Raw genomic sequence first — 22,589 nt, forward strand, 5'->3', positions numbered from 1 at the left:
ATTGTCAAAAATGAAAAAATTACCTGGTTATTGTTTACTCTCCTTTGAAGTTATTTACACTGCGTGGGAGTGGATGTTTCTTCTTGCCGCGGCATTTTTTCTTACATCAATCGAGCATGGTGGATTAATTTCGAGCATTCTTTTTTTCACAACAGCCGGTGTGAGGGTTCTAGGCGCAAAGAGGATTGCGGCAGAGATTGCAAATCGGTCGATCATTGCTAAATTCAGTTTAGCGCTTATTGCAAGGTTTGGACTTTTTATTTTAGCATTGTGTCTATTTTTTTTGAAAGATGCACCAAATTATATTTGGATAGTATGGATGATACTCGCAGCTATTCTCTTCATTTCTGACGGATATGCGAGTATAGATTTTCGTTACATCCTGTCCCAAAACGAGCATTTTTCCTTTGGTCGTATCGGCTCATTTCTCAACATCGGGAAGCGAGGAACAATTGCAATTACCTCCCTAATTGCTCTACAAATTCCGTCGGGGGATTGGAGAACTTTGGGGTTGATTTTGTGTGTGCCGATCTTTTTTGGCATAGTATCCATGGCTTGGCTACTGTTTTTTGTTAATACAAACCCTTTCCTGCTTCTAGAGAGACAAACGTCTGTTTCAGAGAAAAGCACAGAAATCTGGAGGACAGGCAAGGAAGTCAGGGCGCTGGCGCTATATTTATTCGCATTTAATTTATTCTTCGGAGCAAATGGTCTAATGGTAATTAAGGCCATTACAAGTTATAAATTGGAACTGTATGCAATCAATCCACTCACTATTTTTTACGCCTCCTTTGTATTTACCAATGTAGTCACAATGATTTATCCGAAGTTAGCAGAGCGATTTTCTGATTGGAGAAGTATTTGCTTACTTTATATATTGACAGCAGGGTTTTGCATTGGCTATTGGGGGTTGAGGAATAATGTTTTTATGTTCATGGTCGCCGCCTTGTGCTTTGGTATGGCGTATGCTCTCCAAACAACCTGTGTCTTTGTCAAATTGTATAAAGAAATAAAAGGGAACAATCAGGCAAATCATCTAGCTCGGATCGATACTGTGAGCAAACTCGGCTTTATCGTATCTCAACTCTCCGTTGGATTATTGCTTGACGCTGGATTTGACCCTCTTTTACTGAGTGCCACGTTTGGTTTGGCATCTGTGATTGCTCTTGGCATATATATGGGAATATGCCAAGGTTTGATCCCACAGCACGCCAAAATGAGGCAAACCCCAGGTCCAGCCCCCCACCAAGAGGAACCCCCATGAAATCCATCATCACTCTCTGTCTGGCCGCATTCACATTGCTGCTAGGCGGTTGCGCCACGGTCATCCGCAGCGACGTCACCGCCTTCAACGAATGGCCGGCCGATTTGCCGGACAAGTCCTATGTGTTCGAAACTACGGCGGCGCAAAACAATGACCTGGAATATCGCAATTACGAAAACCTGGTGCGGCAGGAGCTGCAGCGCCTGGGATTCGTGCCAGCCGGCAGCGCCTCGCCGCAGCTAAAGGTCGCGCTTAACTACGGCATTGCTGCGCGCGATGTCCATGTGGTCGAACCGGTAGTGGCGGATCCCATGTGGTACGGCCCTTACGGACCTTATGCCTGGGGCGGCCCAAGGTTCTACAGCCCGTATTACGATCCGTTCTGGTACGCACCGCAGGTGATCGGCCAGCGCGAATACAACTACCAGCTGTTCCAGCGCCGCCTGAACATCGCGATCACGCGCGCCGGCAACGGCCAGAAACTGTATGACGTCACGGTCTCCAGCGAAGGCAAGATGAATTCCTTGCCTGCCGTGATGCCGTACATGGTGCGCAGCGCATTCACCGACTTCCCTGGCAAGAGCGGCGTGCCGCACCAGGTTGAATTGAAAGTCGAAGACCAGAAATAACAAGCCTGTCGGCGGCAAAACGGCCTGTGTTCCCTTTCACCAGGGACCACAGGCCGTTTTTCATCGGGCGCGGAGTCAGCTATAAAACCATTCGCTGGCAAACGTGATGAAGCCGATCAGCATGACCGCCAGCACCAGTACGATCAGCAGGCGGCCAAACTTGGGTGAACCCTCGCTGCCGCTGGCCTGCTCTTCCGGGTGGTTCATCGGATTTTGCGCATCCGGCTGCTGTTTCAAGGGGTCGTTCATGCATGCCTCAGGGAATCAGGATGGTGGAACCGGTGGTCTTGCGCGACTCCAGGTCGATATGCGCTTGCGCCACGTCTTTCAAGGCATAGCGCTGGTTGATTTCAATCGTGATTTTTTTGCTGTCCACCATCTGGAACAGGTCGGCCGCGGCCGCATCCAGGTCGGCGCGGCTGGCGATATAGCTCGGCAGCGACGGCCGGGTAATGGTCAGCGAGCCGCGCGACGCCAGTTCGTTCAGGCTGAACGGCGGCACCGCACCGGAAGCGTTGCCGAAACTGACCATGGTGCCGAGCGGCGCCAGGCTGTCCAGCGAACCGATGAAAGTATCCTTGCCGATCGAATCGTAGACCACCGGCACGCCTTTGCCGCCGGTGATTTCACGTACCCGCTCGACGAAATTTTCGGTCTTGTAGTTGATCACATGGGCGCAGCCGGCTGCCTTCGCCAGCGCTGCTTTTTCATCGGAGCTGACCGTGCCTATCATGGTCACGCCCAATGCCCTGGCCCATTGGCTGGCGATCAGGCCGACGCCGCCGGCAGCGGCGTGGAACAGGATGGTTTCGCCGCCGCGCAAAGGAAAGGTGCGGCGGAACAGGTACTGCACCGTCAAGCCTTGCAGCGTCATCGCGGCGGCGGTATCGAAACTGATGGAATCCGGCAATTTGACCAGGAACGCGGCAGGCATCACGCGCGCCTCGGAATAAGCGCCATTCGGGCGCGTGGCGTATGACACCCGGTCGCCTACCTTGACATGCTGTACGCCGGCGCCGACCGCTTCGATCACGCCGGCGGCTTCCTGTCCCAGGGCGCCCGGCAAGGGCTGTGGATACAAGCCGCTGCGGAAGTAGACGTCGATGAAATTCAGGCCGCAAGCGACATGCCGTATCCGCACTTCGCCCGGTCCCGGGTCACCGACTTCCACGTCGACATATTCCATCACTTCCGGGCCACCGGTCCGCGACATCCTGATTGCTTTTACCATGATTGCTCTCACCTCCAAATATGCGTCAAATTGCCGCTTTTTTTAATTGTGTTGCTTTTTTAAATCCCTATGATTTCTTTTTCGAAATCAGGTAAATACCCGCCAACACCAGCCCGGTCCCGGTCAGCTGGATCGCCGTAACCGGTTCCGCCAAAATCAAGGCCCCCAGGAACAGGGTGGAGACCGGCCCGACCATGCCAGCCTGCGCCGCAGTCGCAGGGCCGATGCGGGCCACCGCGACCATGGTCAGGAATACCGGCAGCACCGTGCAAAACACGGCATTGATGACCGACAGGCCATATACCGCCGGCTGCTGCTGCAACAGGACCTGCCACGGCCGCAACAGCAAGAACTGCAGGATGCAGGCGGCGCACGATACGCACATTGCATACGCCACCAGCCGCATCGCCCCGACCCGGCTAACCAGTTCCCCGGACAGCATCAGGTACAGTGCGTAACTGACCGCCGCGCCCAGCACCAGCGCACTGCCGAGGCCGACATTCGCGCCTCCCAGGCGCACATCGTGCAGGAACACCAGCACCGTCCCCAGGTAGGAAATCAGCAAAGCCCCCCACTCCAGCCAAGTCACCCGGCGCCCATAAAACAGGAACGACATCAGCAGCACGAACGAGGGCGTCAAGAACAGTATCAGGCGCTCCAGCCCGGCAGAAATATACTGCAAGCCGAGAAAATCCAGAAAGCTCGACAGGTAATATCCGATCAATCCCAGAACCACGATCCGCACCCGGTCCTGGTTCGCCAGCGGCGCTTCGCTGCGCGCCTTCCACAATGCCACCGCGGCGAACAGGGGCAAGGCGAATAGCATGCGAAACGTGATCAGCAATACGGCGTCGACCGGATAACGGTAAATCAGCTTGGCGACAATGGCCTTGGCAGAAAACAGGATGGCGCCGGCAATTGCAATTGCCAAGCCGCCAAGAAAAACCTGGCGGCCGCCAGGCTGCAACTTGCCGCTCATTGTTTGCCCATGGTGGAATTGTAATGGGTATGTGAAGATCGCGTTGCTAAGGCAATGGTTAGGAAAAAAACTGCCTCCTGCCGCGGCCCCTGAACGCGATCATTGGTGATGGTCAATCTCACTTATTCTTCACTTCTTCTTCAGCAAAGATCCCAGCACGCCGCGTATCAATTCGCGCCCGACCTGCGATCCGATGGTGCGCGCAGCGGACTTGACCACTGCCTGCACCAAGCTGTCCTTGCGCCCCGAACCGCCGCCGAGCAGGCCGCCCAGCACGCTGCCCCATGAGCTGCCGGCAGAGTCCGCACCCGCTCCGGCGCCGTCCTTGCCGGCCGGAGCGGCCGCCACCCGCCCTTTCAGCTTTTCGTACGCGGATTCACGGTCGACCGCAGTTTCATACACCCCGGCGACGATCGACGATGCAATCAGCTGCTTGCGTTCGTCGTCGCTGATCGGCCCGATCTGCGACGCCGGCGGCAGGATGAAGGCGCGCTCGACGATGTTCGGCCGCCCCTTCTCATCGAGGAAAGACACCAGCGCTTCGCCGACGCCGAGCTCGCTGATGATTTGGGCGGTATTCAAATCGGGATTGGCGCGGAAGGTCTCGGCGGCGGCCTGCACCGCTTTCTGGTCGCGCGGCGTATACGCCCGCAGCGCATGCTGCACCCGGTTGCCCAGCTGGCCCAGCACGGTATCGGGAATATCCAGCGGATTCTGCGTCACGAAGAACACGCCGACGCCCTTGGAACGGATCAGGCGCACCACCTGCTCGATCTTTTGCAGCAGCGGCTTGGGTGCTTCGCTGAACAGCAGGTGGGCTTCGTCGAAGAAGAACACCAGTTTCGGCTTGTCCAGGTCGCCGACTTCCGGCAGGCGCTCGAACAGTTCCGACAGCATCCACAGCAGGAAGGTCGAATACAGGAGCGGCGCGTTCATCAGCTTGTCCGCCGCCAGGATGTTGACCACGCCCTTGCCGCTGCCGTCGGTCTGGATCAGGTCGTCGATGTTCAGCATCGGTTCGCCGAAGAACTGCTCGCCGCCCTGTTCGCCGATGCCGATCAGGCCGCGCTGGATGGCGCCGATGCTGGCAGCGGAAATATTGCCGTATTCGGTCTGGAAGCTGGCGGCGTTGTCGCCGACGTGCTGCAGCATCGCCCGCAGGTCCTTCAGGTCCAGCAGCAGCAAGCCATTGTCGTCGGCAATCTTGAACGCCAGCTGCAATACGCCCTGCTGGGTATCGTTCAGGTTGAGCATGCGCGCCAGCAGCAGCGGCCCCATGTCGGAGATGGTGGCCCGCACCGGATGCCCCTGCACGCCGTACACATCCCAGAAAGTCACGGGCGTGGCGGCCCATTGCGGCTCGGCCATGCCGAGCGCCTGCAGGCGCTGCTTGAGCTTGTCCGACGCCGCGCCGGCCTTGGCCATGCCGGACAGGTCGCCCTTGACGTCCGCCATGAAAACCGGCACGCCGCTATCCGACAGCGCTTGCGCAATCACCTGCAAGGTGACGGTCTTGCCGGTGCCGGTGGCGCCGGTGATGCAGCCATGGCGGTTCACCAGTGCGGGCAGGAGCGCCAGGTCATGCTGGGCGTTTTTGGCAATCAGGAGAGGATTTGACATGGTTTGGCAGACGTTTTAAGTGGATTTCAATGGATTTCACGAAAGTGCAATATGGTAAAATTGCGCTTTGATTATAGCTAACTCACGCACGAAAGAATCATCATGGCTGGACACAGCAAATGGGCCAATATCAAGCACAAGAAGGCCGCCACCGACGCCAAGCGCGGCAAGATCTGGACGCGGCTGATCAAGGAAATCACGGTTGCGGCCCGCATGGGCGGCGGCGACATCGACGCCAATCCGCGCCTGCGGCTGGCGGTTGACAAGGCGTCCGACGCCAATATGCCGAAGGATAACGTCACCCGCGCGATCCAGCGCGGCAGCGGCGGCCTGGAAGGCGTCAACTATGAGGAAGTGCGCTACGAAGGCTACGGCATCAACGGCGCCGCGATCATTGTCGATTGCATGACTGACAACAGAATCCGCACCGTGGCCGAAGTTCGCCACGCGTTTTCCAAGTTCGGCGGCAACATGGGCACCGAAGGTTCGGTGGCTTTCATGTTCAAGCATTGCGGCCAGCTGCTGTTCGCGCCGGGCACCAATGAAGACGCCCTGATGGAAGCAGCGCTGGAAGCCGGCGCCGAGGATGTCCTCACCGACGACGAAGGCGGGATCGAAGTCATTTCCGCGCCGCATGATTTTGCCGCGCTCAAAGGCGCATTGGAAAAATCCGGCTTCAAGGCTGAAATGGCGGAAATCATCATGAAGCCGGCGACCGAAACCGTATTCTCGGGCGACGACGCCATCAAGATGCAAAAGCTGCTCGACGCCCTGGAAAACCTGGACGACGTGCAAGAAATTTACAGCAACGCAGTAATCGAAGACTGACTCGGATCGTTTATATGAAAATTCTGGTAGTGGGCTCTGGCGGCCGTGAGCATGCCCTGGCGTGGAAAATCGCCCAATCACCGCGTATCCAAACCGTCTTCGTGGCGCCCGGCAACGGCGGCACCGCGCTGGACCAGCGCCTGGAAAACATCAACATCACCGATCCTTCGGCGCTGGCCGATTTTGTTGAACGCGAACATGTCGCGCTCACCGTGGTCGGGCCGGAAACGCCGCTGGCGGCCGGCATCGTGAATGTTTTCCGCGACCGCGGCTTGAAGATTTTCGGACCGACGCGGGAAGCCGCGCAGCTGGAAAGCTCCAAGGATTTCGCCAAATCGTTCATGCAGCGGCACCACATCCCGACCGCCGAATACCAGACCTTTTCCGACGTCAATGCCGCCCACCGCTACATCGACCAGAAAGGCGCGCCGATCGTCATCAAGGCCGACGGCCTGGCTGCCGGCAAGGGCGTGGTGGTTGCGATGACCATCGACGAGGCGCATGGCGCGGTCGACATGATGCTGTCCGATAACCGCCTCGGCGATGCCGGCGCGCGCGTGGTGATCGAAGAATTCCTGGCCGGCGAAGAAGCCAGCTTCATCGTCATGGTCGACGGCAAGCACATCTTGCCGCTGGCCACCAGCCAGGACCACAAGCGCCTCAAGGATGACGACCAGGGCCCGAACACCGGCGGCATGGGCGCTTATTCGCCGGCGCCTATCGTGACGCCGGCGCTGCACGCCCGCGTCATGCGTGAAATCATCACACCCACCGTGCAAGGCATGGCCAAGGACGGCATTCCGTTCAGCGGCTTCCTGTATGCCGGCCTGATGATCGACGACAAGGGCAATCCGAAAACGCTGGAATTCAACTGCCGCATGGGCGATCCGGAAACCCAGCCCATCATGGCGCGCCTGAAAACCGACCTGCTGGCGGTGATGGAACACGCCGTCAACGGCACGCTGGATACGATCGAGCTGGAATGGGACCGCCGCACCGCGCTCGGCGTGGTGATGGCCGCAGCCGGTTATCCCGACGCGCCGCGCAAGGACGACCTGATTTCCGGGATTCCCGCCGAGACCGCCGACGCGGTCACCTTCCATGCCGGCACCACCCTCAGCGGCGAGCGCCTGACCACTTCCGGTGGCCGCGTCCTGTGCGTGGTCGGCCTGGGCGACAGCGTCAAGATGGCGCAGAAGCAGGCATACAACGTGGTCGATGCAATTCATTTCAACGGCGCCCAGTTCCGCCGCGATATCGGCTGGCGGGCATTGAAGAAACATGCCTGATCGAGCGGGCGGCTAGCATTTTCTGCGGTATCAAGAAGTTGGGGCCAGCGGTTTTCGTCAGGCAAGGACGGACAACCCTGGCCCCAATTGATTAAACAAGATTCACTACATCACTCCACGATGAGCTCAAACATCACCACCGGCAATCCGGCCAGCGCCGTCAAATCCTATCTGCTCGACCTGCAGGCGCGCATCGTCGCGGCGCTGGAGCAGATCGACGGCAAGCAGTTCGGCAGCGACCAATGGCAGCGCGCCGAAGGCGGCGGCGGCAATTCGCGCATCATCGAAGAAGGCAATGTGCTGGAACGCGGCGGTGTCGGTTTTTCGCACGTGATGGGCAAGAGCCTGCCGCCGTCGGCCGCCGCCAACCGGCCTGAACTGGCCGGCCGCCAGTGGGAAGCGATGGGCGTGTCGCTGGTGATGCATCCGCGTAATCCGTTTGCCCCCACCGTGCACATGAACGTGCGTTTCTTCATCGCCAGCGCAGAAGGCCAGGAACCGGTCTGGTGGTTCGGCGGCGGCATCGACCTGACGCCGTATTACGGTTTTACCGAAGACGTCGAACACTTCCACCGCAGCTGCCGCGACGCCCTTGCCCCTTTTGACAACGAGGCCGGCCAGCAGCTGTATCCGCGCTTCAAGCAATGGTGCGACGACTACTTCTACCTGAAACACCGCAAGGAACCGCGCGGCGTCGGCGGCATTTTCTTCGACGATTTCAACCAGCTGGGCTTCGACCGCAGCTTCGCCATGATGCAAAGCGTGGGCAATGCCTTCATCCCGGCATATACCCCGATCCTGGCGCGCCGCAAGGATATTCCCTACGGCGAAACCGAGCGGGATTTCCAGGCATATCGCCGCGGCCGCTATGTCGAGTTCAATTTAGTGTATGATCGCGGCACTTTGTTCGGTCTGCAATCCGGGGGACGTACCGAGTCCATCCTGATGTCGATGCCGCCCGTGGTCAAGTGGCGTTACGACTGGCAACCGGCGGCAGGTAGCCCGGAAGCCAAGCTGTACACCGATTTTCTGATCCATCGCGAGTGGGTGTGATGGGCAGCTCCCCTGTGACATCCAGCCAGCTTGTTCATCCCGAGGCCCAGCTCCGGCCATGCATTGCGGTTCTCGGCGGCAGCTTCGATCCGGTCCATAATGGCCATGTCGCGCTGGCGAAGTACTTCGTGACCTTGCTGGCGCCGGATGAATTGCGGGTGATTCCTGCCGGCAACCCATGGCAAAAGCACGGGCTGGAAGCCACGCCGGAACAGCGGGTGGCGATGGTAGAGCGTGCATTCAGCCGGCAAAGCGTGCCTTTGGTGATCGACCAGCAGGAAATCCGGCGGCACACCGCGACGTATACGATAGATACGCTGCAAGCCTTGCGGTCCGAACTTGGACCGCAGGCGTCTATCGTATTCCTGATGGGCGCAGACCAGTTGCAGCACTTGAATACCTGGCAAGGCTGGGACCGCCTGTTTGACTATGCCCACCTGGGCGTTGCTTCGCGGCCCGGGTTCGCCATGGATGCATCGCAGGTTCCGGCCGAGGTCACGCGCGAATTCACACGCCGCGCCGCCACCCCGGAACAGATTCGCCAGAGCGCGCACGGTTTGACCTATCTGGCGCAGAACCTGGCTGTAGACATTTCGGCAACGGAAATTCGTGCCGCGCTGCACAACGCAAAAAGACCCGACACGCTGGTCCCGGCCGCAGTACTGGACTATATTGAACAACATCATCTCTATAAGAATTAAATGGATATCAAAAAACTACAAAGTCTCGTCATCGATGCACTCGAAGACGTCAAAGCACAAGACATCCGCGTCTACGACACGGTCCACCTGACCGGCCTGTTCGACCGCATCGCGATCGCTTCCGGCACCTCCAACCGCCAGACCAAGGCACTGGCCGCCTCGGTACGCGACAAGGTCAAGGAAAACGGCGGCACCATCCTCAGCGTCGAAGGCGAAGACACCGGCGAATGGGTGCTGGTCGACATGGGCGACATGGTAGTGCACATCATGCAGCCGGCGATCCGCGCGTATTACCGCCTGGAGGAAATCTGGGGCGACAAGGAAGTCAAGTTCGGCGCCGCCAAGCGGATTTCCACCCGCACCGCAGCCGAAGAAGAAGCGCCGAAGAAGATTTCGCGCCACCTGACGACTTCGCAGGCACTGAAACCGGAAGACGACACACCGAAAAAGGCGCCTGCGCGCAAGAAACCGGTCAAGACTGACGGCGCCAAGAAGGCGGTCGGCAAAACCATCAAGGTGGCGCCGTCGAAGAGCTCGATCCCGCCGAAGAAGACTGCGGCGCCAAAGAAAGCGCCAGCCAAGAAACCCGCTGTCAAGCGCGCTCCGGCAAAAACCAAGGCAGCTGAATAAGCTGCCGCGGCCATAGCATCCCCATGCAGCTCATCATCGCTGCGGTCGGCCATAAAATGCCGGCATGGATAGAAAGCGGATTCGGCGAGTATGCGAAACGCATGCCGCCGGACTGCCGCATCGTCCTCAAGGAAATCAAGCCGGTCGAACGTTCCGGCAGCAAGACCGCGGAAACAGCCATGGCGCTGGAACGCAGCCGGATCGAGGCGGTGCTGCCGAAAGGCGTGCGCATCGTCGCCCTCGATGAACGCGGCAAAGACCTCACCAGCGTCCAGTTATCGCAGCAGCTGACCCAATGGCAGCGCGACGGGCGCGATGTCGCCTTCATCATCGGCGGCGCCGACGGCCTCGATCCTGAATTCAAGGCCGGCGCCGACAGCCTGCTGCGCATCTCCAGCCTGACGCTGCCGCACGGCATGGTCAGGGTGCTGCTGGCGGAACAGCTCTACCGGGCCTGGTCGATTACCCAGAACCATCCTTATCACCGCGTCTGAGCCCCTCAATAAGCCCCCGATACGCAGGTAACTCTGTAATAATCGCTGGAATCATGAGACCACGCACCCGCCGTAGCCGCCAGCAATGAAAAATCCTTACCAGAAAATCTACCTTGCCTCGAAAAGCCCGCGCCGACGGGAATTGCTGCGACAGATCGGCGTCGCATTCGAATTGCTGCTGCTGCGCGACCAGACGCCGCGCGGCCCTGATGTCAGCGAGGAAGTCTTGCAGGGCGAAGCGCCGCAGGAGTATGTCGCCAGGGTGACCATGGAGAAAGCACACGCCGCGCAGCAGATGATGGTGTGGCGCAGCCTGCCGGTGCGCCCTATCCTGGCCGCCGACACCACGGTCACGATCGACGGCCGGATCCTCGGCAAACCGGCCAGCAAAGCCGAGGCAAGCGCCATGCTGCGCCTGCTGTCGGGGCGCAGCCACCAGGTCCTGACCAGCGTTGCCGTCATCCATGGCGAGCAATCCTGGCAACTCACGCAGGTTTCCGATGTCTTGTTCCAGGAGCTGCCGGAAGCCATGATCGAAGCCTACTGCGATACCAGCGAACCTTACGACAAGGCCGGCGCTTATGGCATCCAGGGCCCGGCAGCGATTTTCATCGAAAGCATACGCGGCAGCCATTCAGGCATCATGGGCTTACCACTTTTTGAAACCGCGCAACTATTACAACAGGCAGGCATCCGCATTTTATGAGCGAAGACATCCTCGTCAATATCACCCCCCAGGAAACCCGCGTCGCCCTGATTTTCCAGGGCGCGGTGCAAGAGCTGCACATCGAGCGCACCTTGTCGCGCGGCCTGGCCGGCAATATCTACCTGGGCAAAGTAGTCCGCGTGCTGCCCGGCATGCAATCGGCGTTCATCGATATCGGCCTCGAGCGTGCGGCATTCCTGCACGTCGCCGACATCTGGGAGACCCGCGCGCACGACGGCCAGGCGGCGCAGCAGACGCCGATTGAAAAGCTGCTGTTCGACGGCCAGTCGCTGACCGTGCAAGTGGTGAAAGACCCGATCGGCACCAAGGGCGCCAGGCTGTCGACCCAGATTTCGATTGCCGGCCGGATGCTGGTGTACCTGCCGCAAGACCGGCACATCGGCATCTCGCAGCGGATCGAAAATGAAGCCGAGCGCGAACTGCTGAAGGATAAAGTGCAAAAGCTGCTGCCGCCCGAGGAAAAAGGCGGCTTCATCATCCGCACCATGGCCGAAGACGCTTCCGAGGCCGACCTGCAGATGGACATCGAGTACCTGCGCAAGACCTGGTCGTCGATTACCCAGCTGGCAAAAAGCAAACCGGCGCCGACCTTGCTGCACCAGGACCTGAGCCTGGCGCAGCGCGTGCTGCGCGATTTCGTCAATGACGAGACCACCACCATCCAGGTCGACTCGCGCGAAAATTTCCAGAAGCTGCAAGAGTTCGCCGCCAGCTACACGCCGTCGGTGACCGCGCGGCTGATGCACTACACCGGCGAACGGCCCCTGTTCGACCTGTACGGCGTGGAAGAAGAAATCCAGGAAGCATTGAGCCGCCGCGTGCCGCTCAAATCGGGCGGCTACCTGATCGTCGACCAGACCGAAGCCATGACCACCATCGACGTCAACACCGGCAGCTTCGTCAACGGCCGCAATTTCGACGACACGATTTTCAAGACCAACCTGGAAGCGGCGCACGCCATAGCGCGCCAGCTCAGGCTGCGCAACCTGGGCGGCATCATCATCCTCGATTTCATCGACATGGAGAACAGCGAGCACAAGAGCGCCGTGCTGGCTGAGCTGCACAAGGCCCTGCTGCGCGACCGCACCAAAAAATCGGTATCCGAATTCTCGGCGCTGGGCCTGGTGGAAATGACCCGCAAGCGCACCCGCGAATCGCTGGCGCACATCTTGTGCGAGCCCTGCCCCGCCTGCAACGGCAAGGGCCAGGTCAAGACCGCGCGCACCATCTGCTACGAAATCCTGCGCGAAGTGCTGCGCGAAGCCAAGCAGTTCAACCCGCGCGAATTCCGCATCCTGGCGTCGCAGGTAGTGGTCGACATGTTCCTCGAGGAAGAATCCCAGCACCTTGCCATGCTGGGCGACTTCATCCGTAAACCGATTTCGCTGCAGGTGGAAACGGTTTATCCGCAGGAGCAGTACGACATCATCCTTATGTAAGGCATCCATGAATAGCCCTTTACCGATTTCTCCTGCAGCCGCCGACGGTTCTTTCCATATCGCCTTTTGCGTCGACGACCACTATTGCCGCAGCATGGGGGCGACCATCGCCTCCGTCATTGCCAACAGCCCGGGCGTAACATTCACCTTCCACGTGTTTGCCTTCGCCCTTTCCGAAGACAACCGCCGGCGCTTCAAGGAACTGGAACAGATGTACCAGCTGAAGACGCATGTGCATATCATCGATCCGGCGGTATTCAAGCCGTTCGCGCACATTTCGCAGTTTTCCTACTATTCGCCCACCATCTTCACGCGCCTGCTGATCCCGTCCACTTTGCGCGGCATCTGCGACAAGGTCCTGTACCTGGATGCGGATATCCTGTGCGCCGGCAGCATGGCCGAGCTGCTGGACATGGATTTCGGCGACAGCGCGGCGATTGTCGTGCCGGACGCCGACGAAACCACCAGGAGGCGCTGTGCGGCCCTGCAGCTGGCATCGCAGAAGTATTTCAATTCCGGCGTGATGTACATGCATGTCGATAACTGGATGGCCCAGGAAATCACCGAAAAAACCATCCTTGCGATCCTCGAAAACGGCAAGGACTACAGGTTCCCGGACCAGGACGCGCTGAATGTGGTGCTGGAAGGGAAAATCCAATATATCCCGAGGAAATGGAATTTCCTGTACGACCTGATCCATGACCTGGAAAAGGACAAGCGCCAGATGCGCGATATCGGCGAGGTGGTCTTCATTCACTTCGCAGGCGCCGTGAAACCCTGGAACGACTGGTGCCTGCATGCGTCGCGGGACATGTTCGTCAAGTACCAGGCGTTGTCGCCATGGGCCGACCTGCCGCTCGATCCGGCGCCAAGAAACTATAAAGAGATGCGGATGTATTCCCGCTTCCTGATGAAACGCGGCCAGATGCTGGACAGTTTCAAGTGGTACATGAAATACCTTTCCGCCAGGTAAATATGCATGAAGGGTAACAAAAAGTGAGAACCTGGCCGGCGACCCTGGCCGCCAGCTATAATTTCTGCAACTTATCGTCTATACAGCCTTAACCGATCCAATAATGGCAATAACCAGCTCCCATCTCTTGATATGCCGCACCGACAACATCGGCGACGTCATCCTGACATTACCCATCGCCGCTTTCCTGAAGCAGCACTATCCGGACCTGAAAATCAGTTTCCTGTGCCGGGGTTATGCCGCGCCGGTCGTCAGGCAGTGCCGCAGCATCGATGAGGTGGTGGAACTGGAAAGTTTCCTGCTGGACCCCGCTGCCTATTTTGCCCACGCTGACGTCGATACGATCATATTGGCGCAACCGAACAAACGCCTGGCGGTTATCGCTTTCAAGGCCCGCATCCGCAACCGTATCGGCAACGCCCGCCATAAGCTTTACCAGATGCTGTATTGCAACCGCCGGGTGCGGTTCAAGAAAGGGAACTCTGAATACCATGAGGCACAATTCAATTTTGAGTTCCTGCGCCCTTTCGGCCTCACTACCATTCCCGAACCTTCGGCCATTCCAGCTCTTTACGATTTCGATGTCCCGCAGAATCCGGAAATAAACCGGCTGCTTCAGCCCTATCCGTTCAACCTCATCCTTCATACAAAATCGAATGGGCATGGGCGCGAATGGCCGGTCAGCCATTACGCGGCGCTTGCCCGGCAGCTCAGCAAATATCCCGACGTCCGCCTGTGGCTGACAGGCAGTCCCGCCGAAGGACAATGGCTGGCCGAACATGCCGAGGAACTGCTGGAATTGGAGAATGTGAGCAACCTGTGCGGCAAGTACAGCCTGGATCAGCTCAGCTCGCTGATTAACGCAGCCGACGGCTTGATTGCAAGCGGCACCGGCCCGCTCCATATTTCCGCCGCGCTGGGCCAGCGCACGCTCGGCCTGTTCCCGCCGACGCGGCCGATGCATCCGGGGCGCTGGGCGCCGCTCGGGCGACGGGCCCAAGCCTTGTCCTTGCCGGTCAGCTGCACCGGTTGCAAGGATAGCCAGGCGGCCACTTGCGCCTGCATGGAAAACATCACGCCTGAAAGCGTCGCCGAGATCGTTTTGCGATGGCGGCAAGAAGCGCAGGCAGAAAAAGCCCCCGCCCCTGCTATCAGCGCTTCAGGACGGCAATAACCTGCGCAACCGTAATCGCCTTCACCCAGTCCCGACGATTTGCGGTGGTAATGACAATGCTGTTCTCTTTATCGATCGGCGCCCATTCGGGATTTTTCTGACGCATCAACGCAATCACGGGCACCTGTACCGCGTTCGCCAGGTGCATCACCGCGGTTTCAACCGAGATGATCAAGTCGCACTCGCGCAGCATCGCCGGCAGCTGGAAAAAGTTCTCCTGGGCGCTGAACAGCTGCAAGCGTTCAACCGCATGACCGTCGAAAAACGTCTTGGCCTGCGCCATTTCTTCCGGCACGACATTCACGATAAACCGGGTATCTTTCCAGGCATCCTGGGTCCTGATCGCTGCCACCAGTTCCACCACCCGTTCCAGCGGCCAGCAGCGTTTGTGCGTCTTGGCGTACGGATTGACGAAAACCAGCTTGGCCGGATTGACAGATTGCCTGCGGTCGCGATTAAAGCCCCACAGTTTCAGCTGCTCCTGTGCGTACCGGCCCCATTGCTCTGGAATGCGCACGAAAGGCTGGCGTGACGACGCCGCGCTGTCCATGCCGAACAAGCGGTTGAACCAGGCAGCATAAACCTCGCTGATGTGCACTCCCGGCTGCGCTACGCGGTCAGGATCGAAAGCGGCATCCAGCTTGCGGTAAGCCAGGCGCTTGTGCAAGGCAAGGACTCCAGCCGGCTTTTTCATCCCGACCACAAAACCTTGCGGACTGATTTGGCGCGCCAGCGTTGCATACATGGGCGGCCTCAAGGTCGACAGCGACACCACCAGCGGGTACTGCTGCTTTTGCGCCTCGGCGATCGACTCTTCAAACAAGGCGGGGTTGTATGTTTGCTGATAGACCTTGGCGACGAAAGGACATTCGGCCAGCCAGTCATACAAGGCGTATTTCTTCAGGAAGGGCCACGCCGCGGTGTTCTTGGTGCGACGCACCTCATCCACCCATATATGGATCTTGATATGCGGGAAGGCTTGCGCAAAGGCTTGGAAACAATTCTGCAGATAAGTGAAATCGCCGAGGGCAAGGTGGGCGATGAACAGGATCTTATCCGTTTTTTTTAACAGTTCGGCTGGAACGAGTTGTGCTGTCATGAGATTTTCTTTTGATTTTTTTCAGGCGACATTTCCAGAGGGAGCAGGCCGGCGATCTCAGGCAGCAAGCCTGAGATCCCGCACATTACATCTCTATATTCACCGCATCCTTGGAAAACTGGAGATGATACAAATTTGCGTATGCACCCTGCTTGCCGAGCAATTCATCGTGGGTGCCGATTTCGACAATGCTGCCGTTCGAGAGCACGACGATGCGGCTGGCGCGCTCGATAGTCGAGAGCCGGTGCGCAATCACGAAAGTGGTGCGGCCTTGCATCAGCTGGTCGAGCGCCGCCTGCACTGCCCGTTCCGATTCGGTATCGAGCGCTGAAGTCGCCTCGTCCAGGATCAGGATGGGAGCATCCTTGTAGATGGCGCGCGCCATTGCCAGGCGCTGGCGCTGGCCGCCGGACAGGCGCGAACCGTTGTCGCCGATTTGCGTTTCGTACCCTTCTGGCAAAGCGGCAATCATGTCGGCCAGGTAAGCGGCCTTGGCAGCGGCTTCAATCCGTACGCGGTCCGGCGCCCGGTCGCCATAGGCGATATTGGCGGCGATCGTGTCGTTGAACAGCACGACATTCTGACTGACCATGGCTATCTGCGCCCGCAGGCTGTTCAAGGATATGTCCTCGATAGGCAAGTCATCCAGCAGGATACGGCCTTCAGTCACCGAATAGAATCCGGGAATCAGGTTCACCAGCGTCGATTTGCCGCCGCCTGACATCCCCACGAAGGCGATGGTTTCACCCGGCTCGACGTTCAGGTTAATGTTCTTTAGCGCAGGCTTTTCCTGGCCTGGATAAGAAAAACCGACATTGGAAAATGCGATTTTCCCGTTTGCACGCTTGTCCAGCTGTACTCCCCCGGTGCGCTCGACCGGACTGTCGATCAGCTTGAACACCGCTTCTGCCGCAGCCATGCCGCGCTGCAGCGGGCCGTTCACTTCAGCCAGCTGCTTGAGCGGTACCTGCAAGGCGATCATCGCCGCCAGGAACGACACGAAATCGCCCGCGGTAAGCTGGCCGTGGCTTGCCTGCACCAGCCCCATCGTGATCATCGCCGACATGGCGCAGGCCATCATGATTTGCGTGACCGGCACGGTGGCGGCAAAGGTGCTGGTCATGCGCATGCTGTAGTGACGGATATGTTCTGCCGATTCTTCGAATCGCTTCCGCTCGTAAGTCTCGCCGCCAAACACCTTGATGACCTGCTGCGCGCGCGCGGTTTCTTCAATGACCTGGGTCAACTGCGCATTGACGTCGAGTGAATCCTTATTCAGCCGTTTCAAGCGCTTGGCGGTGGTGCGCACTACCAGGATCATCAGCGGCATCAACACCAGCGCCACGATCGTCAGTTTCCAGCTGATGAACAGCATGTAGCCCAGCAAACCCGCTACAGTCAGCACGCAACGCACGATCGAAGTAAACAGCTTGCTGATCATTTCTATGATTTGCTGCACTTCAAACATGATCGAATTGATCACGCGCCCTACCGTATGCGTAGCGTGGAAATCAATCGACACATTCAGGATCCGATTGAACATCTGCTGCCGCAATGTCGTCAGCACCCGGGTCGACACCCAGTTGGTCATGTAGGTTGTCAAAAAGGTCGAAGCGCCGCGCGCCACAAATGCGCCAATCACGGCGACCGGCACCAGCCACAGCGGGAACGTAGGTTTTTCGACAAAACCGTTGTCCAGCAGGATTTTGAAAATGTAAGCTACCAGCGGCTCCGTCGCCGCGGTCACGACCATGCCAAGAAGACCAAGGACCAGTCTTTTTTTGTATGGGCGATGCAATAGTGCAAGGCGCTTGAAAATTGTCGTATAGGAAAATGCGCTCATAAGTCAGTCTGCTTTAAGTTCTTTTTTGCGCTTTACCGTCATGAAAAAAATCTTTCCTGAAAGTAGTGCTAAGTAATATGGGGATGCAGAGCCAATTGGCAAAAAGCGACAGCTGTGCCCTAGTATTCCACGGCGACAGCTTCCTTCCCTACTTTTTCCACCAGCGCCAGCTGCAAGCCATCGCTGGGAGACACTCGCCATGCATCGCCCAGCACTATTTCGCAAGCTACCCCGTCGCCGGTATAGCGCAGCGTCATCGGCAGGCCGCTGTCGGACCGGTGCGACGACAGCATTTCCCTCAGCTGCACCGCATCGATTTTCTGTGACGGCGACGATAGGGACAGCACGATTTGACGGCCGTATTGAATTCGCGCAGTGGCGATATCCATCACCCGTTCAGCGGACACCCGCAAGCCGCCGTTGAAACGGTCTTCAGAGACCTTGCCATGCACCACCAGGAATTCGTCTTCCTTGAAAAACGCCTTGTTGGGCTCGAACTGTTCGTTATAGACGGTAACGTCGACAGTCGCGCTGCCGTCGTCCAGCGTGACGATCATCATTTTTCCACGCTGCGTCATTTGCGCCCGCAGGCCGGAGATGATGCCCGCCAGGATGCGCGGTTCGCGCGACGGTTCCAGGCTGCCCAGCGGCGTGCGCGCGAAGCGGCGCGCTTCGGCGGCATAGGCGTGGAACAGATGGCCGGACAGATAGAAGCCCAGCGCGCTTTTCTCTTCGGTCAGTTTTTGTTTGTCGGTCCATGGCGCGGCCTGCACATATTCGATCGGCGCTTCCAGGTCGCTGTCGTCGCCGCCAAACAGGCTGACCTGGTTAGCCGAGGCCAGCTTCTGGTCCGCAGCTTCCATCGCCCGCGGCACCGACGCCAGCAGGATGCCGCGGTCGACCTTGAAACAATCGAAGGCGCCGGCGCGTATCAGCGACTCGATGGTGCGGCGATTGATCTGGCGCTTGTCCACCCGCAGGCAGAAATCGAACAGGTCGACAAACGGTTTTTCCTGGCGGGCGGCAATGATGGCTTCAATCGCGTTCTGGCCCGAGCCTTTTACCGCACCGAGGCCGTAACGGATGAAGGTGGCTTTCTTGCCCGGCTCGCCTTCCGGCGTAAAACGGTAATCCGAGAGATTGATGTCCGGCGGCAGCAAGGTCAGCTTGCACACCGTCAGCGAATCTTCCACCAGGATCTTGATCTTTTCGGTGTCGTCCATCGCCAGCGACAAGTTGGCGGCCATGAACGCGGCGGGATGATGCGCCTTCAGGTATGCGGTGTGATAGGACAGCAAGGCGTAAGCGGCAGCATGCGACTTGTTGAAGCCGTAGCCCGCGAATTTTTCCATCAGGTCGAAAATCTCGTCGGCCTTGGCTTCGCTCAAGCCGTCCTTGGCGGCGCCGTCGCGGAAAATCTGGCGGTGCTCGGCCATCTCTTCCGCTTTTTTCTTACCCATCGCCCGCCGCAGCAAATCCGCGCCGCCGAGCGAGTAGCCGCCGACCACCTGCGCCATCTGCATCACCTGCTCCTGGTACACCATGATGCCGTAGGTTTCCGACAAGATGCCTTCGGTACGCGGATCGGGATAGTCGAAGCGCTCGCCGTGCTTGCGTTTGCAGAAATCCGGGATCAGGTCCATCGGACCCGGCCGATACAACGCCACCAGCGCGATAATGTCTTCGAAGCGGTCGGGCCGTGCATCTTTCAGCATGCCTTGCATGCCGCGGCTTTCCAGCTGGAACACGGCGACCGTCTTGGCCGCGGTCAGCAATTCGTACGACGGCCGGTCGTTGAGCGGCAGCTTCTCCAGGCTGAAATCGGCCATGGCCGGATCGAGCTGCTTGATGTAGCGCACCGCGCGGTCAAGGATCGTCAGCGTGGTCAAACCCAAAAAGTCGAACTTGACCAGGCCGACGGCTTCCACATCGTCCTTGTCGTACTGCGATACCACGCCGGCGTCGCCGCCTTGCGTATACAGCGGGCAGAAATCGGTCAGCTTGCCGGGCGCGATCAGCACGCCGCCGGCATGCATGCCGATGTTGCGGGCGATGCCTTCGACTTGCTGCGCCAGGTTGAGCAGCTGCTTGACCTCTTCTTCGTTCTCCAGGCGTTCGGCCAGCATCGGCTCTTCCTGGATCGCATCGGCAATCGTGACGTGCTTGCCCGGCTTGAACGGAATCAGCTTGGAAATGCCGTCGCAGAAATTGTAGCCAAAATCGAGCACCCGGCCGACGTCGCGGATCGCACCCTTGGCCGCCATCGTACCGAAGGTCGCAATCTGCGATACCGCATCCTTGCCGTATAAATCCTTGACGTGCTGGATGACGCGGTCGCGGCCCTCTTGGCAAAAATCGATATCGAAGTCGGGCATCGATACCCGCTCAGGATTGAGGAAGCGTTCGAACAGCAGGTTGTATTTGAGCGGATCCAGGTCGGTGATCTGCAACGAATACGCCACCAGCGAACCGGCGCCCGAACCCCGCCCCGGGCCTACCGGCACGCCATTCTGCTTGGCCCAGCGGATAAACTCGGCAACGATCAGGAAGTAGCCGGGGAAACCCATCTTGATGATGGTGTCGGTTTCAAATTTCAACCGGTCCTGATAACGCTGGCGCTGCTGCTCGCGCCTGGTTTCATCCGGGAACAGGTGCAGCAGCCGCAGCTCCAGTCCCTCTTGCGATTGCTGTATCAGGAACTCGCCGATGGTCATGCCGTCCGGCGTCGGGAAATCCGGCAATTGCGGTTTGCCCAGCTGCAGCGTCAGGTTGCAGCGCTTGGCGATTTCGATGGAGTTTTGCAGCGCCGCCGGCATGTCGGCGAACAGTGCGGCCATCTCGGCCTGGGTCTTGAACGATTGCTGGTCATTGAAGCGGCGTACGCGGCGCGCATTGGCCAGCATTTCGCCTTCGGCGATACAGGTGCGCGCTTCATGCGCGATGAATTCTTCCTTGTCCAGGAACTGGATCGGATGGGTGGCCACCACCGGCACATTGAATTTGGCCGCCAGCGCCACCGCCTGGCGCACATGCGTTTCCATGTTGGGCTGGTCGGCGCGCTGGATCTCGACATAGAAATTGTCAGGGAAAATCTCCGCCCAACGCGCGATGCAGCGCTCCGCCAATCCTGTATTGCCATTGTCGATCGCAATGCCGATATCGCCGAAGTGGGCGCCGGACAAGGCAATCAGGCCGTTGCCGCCGCCCTGCGCCGCCAGTTCGGCCAGCCATTCGGCGCGGATTTCGGCGCGGCCGCGGTGCAGGTTTTCCAGCCAGGCCCGAGACAGCAGTTCGCACAGCTGCAGATAACCGCCGCGGTTCTTGACCAGCAGCAGCAAACGCGACGGCTTGTCGCGATCGTCGTCATTGGTGATCCAGACATCGCAGCCGATGATCGGCTTGATGCCTTTGCCGCGCGCCGCTTTGTAGAATTTGACCATGCCGAACAAATTGGCGAGGTCGGAGATGCCAAGCGCTGCCTGCTTGTCGCCGGCGGCTGCTTTCACTACATCGTCGATGCGCACCAGGCCGTCGACAATGGAGTACTCGGAATGGAGGCGGAGATGGATAAATTGCGGTGTCGTCATGGCCGGTATTTTACCCTGAGGCCCTGCCGCCTACCGGCAAAATTGGGCAATCCCGCGGCCGGCGTTTATAATACTGATAAATCAACGACTTACCGAGAATTTCACCATGCAGTCCAGTCATCCTTACGTCAACATCGCCGCCTATAAATTCATCACGTTTACGGACACCGAGCAAAAGCGTCCGGAATTCCTTGCAATGTGCAAAAAATTGCAACTAAAAGGAACGATTTTACTTACACCGGAAGGCATCAACCTGTTCCTGGCCGGCCTGCGCGAGCAAATCGACCAGTTCCTGGCCTGGCTGCGCGCGGACGAACGGTTTGCCGACCTGGAAGTAAAGGAAAGTTATTCCGAGAAACAGCCTTTCACCCGGATGCTGGTCAAGCTGAAGGCCGAAATCATCACGATGAAACACCCCCTGATCAAGCCGGAACTGGGCCGTGCCCCGGCGGTGCAAGCGCAGACGCTGAAACGCTGGCTGGACCAGGGCTACGATGACAACGGCCGGCCGGTGGTCATGCTCGATACCCGCAATGCATTTGAAGTCGATGTCGGCACCTTTGAAAACACCATTGACTACCGGATCGAGAAGTTCAGCGAATTTCCTGCGGTGGCCGCTGCCCACAAGGATGAGCTGGCCGACAAGACCGTCGTCACTTTCTGTACCGGCGGCATCCGCTGCGAGAAGGCGGCGATCCACATGCAGAATATCGGCTACGACAGCGTCTACCAGCTGGAAGGCGGGATTCTCAAGTATTTCGAAGAATGCGGCGGCGCCCACTATGACGGCGACTGTTTCGTGTTCGACTATCGCACCGCGCTCAATCCGCAGCTGCAGGAAACCGCCACCGTGCAATGCTACGCTTGCCGCGCAGTGGTGACGCCGCGCCAGCAGCTGTCGCCGCAATACGTGGCCGGCAAGTCCTGTCCGCATTGCCAGCCGGAAGCTGCGGCGGCGCCAACGGAAGCCACCGGCGCGTACTGAACGCAACGGCCTGGACCAGCAAAAAAGCCCGCTTGCAATCGCAA

The 22,589-nt window shown here is 58.7% G+C and carries 20 protein-coding genes; 13 read left to right on the top strand and 7 right to left on the bottom strand.

Translation table 11 applies throughout. The annotated features are described in order from the left end of the window. Positions 1–10 precede the first annotated feature (10 nt). On the top strand, positions 11–1,264 hold the full coding sequence (locus V8G57_RS18185) for a hypothetical protein (protein ID WP_342830567.1): 1,254 nt from the start codon (positions 11–13) through the stop codon (positions 1,262–1,264). Then, positions 1,261–1,893: a DUF4136 domain-containing protein gene (locus V8G57_RS18190; protein ID WP_342830568.1), complete on the top strand. Its 633-nt coding sequence runs from the start codon at positions 1,261–1,263 to the stop codon at positions 1,891–1,893. The genes V8G57_RS18185 and V8G57_RS18190 overlap by 4 nt, the downstream gene beginning before the upstream one ends. A 75-nt stretch (positions 1,894–1,968) precedes the next feature. Here V8G57_RS18190 and V8G57_RS18195 read toward each other — a convergent pair whose 3' ends face one another. The 4 genes from V8G57_RS18195 to V8G57_RS18210 form a co-directional block, all read right to left on the bottom strand. Continuing rightward, complete coding sequence (locus tag V8G57_RS18195; protein ID WP_175501000.1) at positions 1,969–2,142, bottom strand: hypothetical protein; 174 nt, start codon at positions 2,140–2,142, stop codon at positions 1,969–1,971. A gap of 7 nt (positions 2,143–2,149) precedes the next feature. After that, complete coding sequence (locus tag V8G57_RS18200) at positions 2,150–3,124, bottom strand: quinone oxidoreductase family protein (protein ID WP_092397646.1); 975 nt, start codon at positions 3,122–3,124, stop codon at positions 2,150–2,152. Between the two features lie 67 nt (positions 3,125–3,191). Further along, positions 3,192–4,103 (bottom strand): DMT family transporter, encoded by a 912-nt coding sequence (locus tag V8G57_RS18205; protein ID WP_092397648.1) that lies wholly within the window; start codon positions 4,101–4,103, stop codon positions 3,192–3,194. A 129-nt stretch (positions 4,104–4,232) separates the two neighbouring features. Further along, positions 4,233–5,723 carry a helicase HerA-like domain-containing protein gene (locus V8G57_RS18210; RefSeq protein WP_342830569.1) on the bottom strand — a complete coding sequence of 497 codons (1,491 nt, stop codon included), beginning with the start codon at positions 5,721–5,723 and terminating at the stop codon, positions 4,233–4,235. A 102-nt stretch (positions 5,724–5,825) separates the two neighbouring features. On the opposite strand from V8G57_RS18210, the gene V8G57_RS18215 reads away from it, so the two are divergent. The 10 genes from V8G57_RS18215 (at position 5,826) to V8G57_RS18260 (ending at position 15,031) form a co-directional block, all read left to right on the top strand. Next, on the top strand, positions 5,826–6,551 hold the full coding sequence (locus tag V8G57_RS18215; protein ID WP_092397652.1) for a YebC/PmpR family DNA-binding transcriptional regulator: 726 nt from the start codon (positions 5,826–5,828) through the stop codon (positions 6,549–6,551). Positions 6,552–6,565: 14 nt separating this feature from the next. Then, a complete protein-coding gene (purD, locus tag V8G57_RS18220) occupies positions 6,566–7,840 on the top strand; it encodes a phosphoribosylamine--glycine ligase (protein WP_342830570.1) in 1,275 nt (424 codons plus the stop codon). Positions 7,841–7,960: 120 nt separating this feature from the next. After that, entirely contained in the window at positions 7,961–8,893 is a 933-nt protein-coding gene (hemF, locus tag V8G57_RS18225; protein ID WP_342830571.1) for an oxygen-dependent coproporphyrinogen oxidase, read from the top strand. Continuing rightward, on the top strand, positions 8,893–9,594 hold the full coding sequence (locus V8G57_RS18230; RefSeq protein WP_342830572.1) for a nicotinate-nucleotide adenylyltransferase: 702 nt from the start codon (positions 8,893–8,895) through the stop codon (positions 9,592–9,594). Before hemF ends, V8G57_RS18230 begins: the two co-directional genes overlap by 1 nt. Further along, the gene (gene rsfS, locus V8G57_RS18235; RefSeq protein ID WP_092397659.1) at positions 9,595–10,224 is read left to right on the top strand and encodes a ribosome silencing factor; all 630 of its coding nucleotides are present in this window, start codon (positions 9,595–9,597) and stop codon (positions 10,222–10,224) included. Positions 10,225–10,247: 23 nt separating this feature from the next. After that, the gene (gene rlmH / locus V8G57_RS18240) at positions 10,248–10,718 is read left to right on the top strand and encodes a 23S rRNA (pseudouridine(1915)-N(3))-methyltransferase RlmH (protein ID WP_014005034.1); all 471 of its coding nucleotides are present in this window, start codon (positions 10,248–10,250) and stop codon (positions 10,716–10,718) included. Positions 10,719–10,803: 85 nt separating this feature from the next. Continuing rightward, complete coding sequence (locus tag V8G57_RS18245; protein ID WP_092397661.1) at positions 10,804–11,424, top strand: Maf family protein; 621 nt, start codon at positions 10,804–10,806, stop codon at positions 11,422–11,424. Next, entirely contained in the window at positions 11,421–12,884 is a 1,464-nt protein-coding gene (gene rng, locus V8G57_RS18250; protein WP_092397663.1) for a ribonuclease G, read from the top strand. Before V8G57_RS18245 ends, rng begins: the two co-directional genes overlap by 4 nt. Positions 12,885–12,891: 7 nt before the next feature. Further along, positions 12,892–13,857 (top strand): glycosyltransferase family 8 protein, encoded by a 966-nt coding sequence (locus V8G57_RS18255; protein WP_342830574.1) that lies wholly within the window; start codon positions 12,892–12,894, stop codon positions 13,855–13,857. Positions 13,858–13,960: 103 nt separating this feature from the next. Next, entirely contained in the window at positions 13,961–15,031 is a 1,071-nt protein-coding gene (locus V8G57_RS18260) for a glycosyltransferase family 9 protein (protein ID WP_342830575.1), read from the top strand. Here the strand turns inward: V8G57_RS18260 and V8G57_RS18265 are convergent. The 3 genes from V8G57_RS18265 to dnaE form a co-directional block, all read right to left on the bottom strand. Then, positions 15,009–16,130 carry a glycosyltransferase family 9 protein gene (locus V8G57_RS18265; RefSeq protein WP_342830576.1) on the bottom strand — a complete coding sequence of 374 codons (1,122 nt, stop codon included), beginning with the start codon at positions 16,128–16,130 and terminating at the stop codon, positions 15,009–15,011. The two genes, V8G57_RS18260 and V8G57_RS18265, sit on opposite strands and share 23 nt — an antisense overlap. Before the next feature lie 85 nt (positions 16,131–16,215). Then, positions 16,216–17,973 carry a lipid A export permease/ATP-binding protein MsbA gene (gene msbA, locus V8G57_RS18270; RefSeq protein WP_342830577.1) on the bottom strand — a complete coding sequence of 586 codons (1,758 nt, stop codon included), beginning with the start codon at positions 17,971–17,973 and terminating at the stop codon, positions 16,216–16,218. Between the two features lie 119 nt (positions 17,974–18,092). After that, positions 18,093–21,560 (bottom strand): DNA polymerase III subunit alpha, encoded by a 3,468-nt coding sequence (dnaE, locus tag V8G57_RS18275; protein WP_342830578.1) that lies wholly within the window; start codon positions 21,558–21,560, stop codon positions 18,093–18,095. A gap of 106 nt (positions 21,561–21,666) precedes the next feature. Here dnaE and V8G57_RS18280 point away from each other — a divergent pair, with 106 nt between their 5' ends. Continuing rightward, positions 21,667–22,545 (top strand): sulfurtransferase, encoded by an 879-nt coding sequence (locus V8G57_RS18280; protein ID WP_342830579.1) that lies wholly within the window; start codon positions 21,667–21,669, stop codon positions 22,543–22,545. Positions 22,546–22,589 lie beyond the last annotated feature (44 nt).

Origin of the sequence: Collimonas rhizosphaerae, assembly GCF_038896935.1 — a bacterium.
Taxonomy (GTDB): domain Bacteria; phylum Pseudomonadota; class Gammaproteobacteria; order Burkholderiales; family Burkholderiaceae_D; genus Collimonas; species Collimonas rhizosphaerae.

Excerpts from the sequence above, each read along its gene's own strand:
- V8G57_RS18195 (WP_175501000.1), bottom strand. The coding sequence starts at position 2,142 with ATGAACGACCCCTTGAAACAGCAGCCGGATGCGCAAAATCCGATGAAC.
- V8G57_RS18205 (WP_092397648.1), bottom strand. The coding sequence starts at position 4,103 with ATGAGCGGCAAGTTGCAGCCTGGCGGCCGCCAGGTTTTTCTTGGCGGC.
- msbA (WP_342830577.1), bottom strand. The coding sequence starts at position 17,973 with ATGAGCGCATTTTCCTATACGACAATTTTCAAGCGCCTTGCACTATTG.
- V8G57_RS18190 (WP_342830568.1), top strand. The coding sequence starts at position 1,261 with ATGAAATCCATCATCACTCTCTGTCTGGCCGCATTCACATTGCTGCTA.
- V8G57_RS18245 (WP_092397661.1), top strand. The coding sequence starts at position 10,804 with ATGAAAAATCCTTACCAGAAAATCTACCTTGCCTCGAAAAGCCCGCGC.
- rsfS (WP_092397659.1), top strand. The coding sequence starts at position 9,595 with ATGGATATCAAAAAACTACAAAGTCTCGTCATCGATGCACTCGAAGAC.
- V8G57_RS18210 (WP_342830569.1), bottom strand. The coding sequence starts at position 5,723 with ATGTCAAATCCTCTCCTGATTGCCAAAAACGCCCAGCATGACCTGGCG.
- purD (WP_342830570.1), top strand. The coding sequence starts at position 6,566 with ATGAAAATTCTGGTAGTGGGCTCTGGCGGCCGTGAGCATGCCCTGGCG.
- rlmH (WP_014005034.1), top strand. The coding sequence starts at position 10,248 with ATGCAGCTCATCATCGCTGCGGTCGGCCATAAAATGCCGGCATGGATA.
- V8G57_RS18185 (WP_342830567.1), top strand. The coding sequence starts at position 11 with ATGAAAAAATTACCTGGTTATTGTTTACTCTCCTTTGAAGTTATTTAC.
- V8G57_RS18255 (WP_342830574.1), top strand. The coding sequence starts at position 12,892 with ATGAATAGCCCTTTACCGATTTCTCCTGCAGCCGCCGACGGTTCTTTC.
- V8G57_RS18280 (WP_342830579.1), top strand. The coding sequence starts at position 21,667 with ATGCAGTCCAGTCATCCTTACGTCAACATCGCCGCCTATAAATTCATC.
- V8G57_RS18260 (WP_342830575.1), top strand. The coding sequence starts at position 13,961 with ATGGCAATAACCAGCTCCCATCTCTTGATATGCCGCACCGACAACATC.
- hemF (WP_342830571.1), top strand. The coding sequence starts at position 7,961 with ATGAGCTCAAACATCACCACCGGCAATCCGGCCAGCGCCGTCAAATCC.
- V8G57_RS18215 (WP_092397652.1), top strand. The coding sequence starts at position 5,826 with ATGGCTGGACACAGCAAATGGGCCAATATCAAGCACAAGAAGGCCGCC.
- rng (WP_092397663.1), top strand. The coding sequence starts at position 11,421 with ATGAGCGAAGACATCCTCGTCAATATCACCCCCCAGGAAACCCGCGTC.
- V8G57_RS18230 (WP_342830572.1), top strand. The coding sequence starts at position 8,893 with ATGGGCAGCTCCCCTGTGACATCCAGCCAGCTTGTTCATCCCGAGGCC.
- dnaE (WP_342830578.1), bottom strand. The coding sequence starts at position 21,560 with ATGACGACACCGCAATTTATCCATCTCCGCCTCCATTCCGAGTACTCC.
- V8G57_RS18200 (WP_092397646.1), bottom strand. The coding sequence starts at position 3,124 with ATGGTAAAAGCAATCAGGATGTCGCGGACCGGTGGCCCGGAAGTGATG.
- V8G57_RS18265 (WP_342830576.1), bottom strand. The coding sequence starts at position 16,130 with ATGACAGCACAACTCGTTCCAGCCGAACTGTTAAAAAAAACGGATAAG.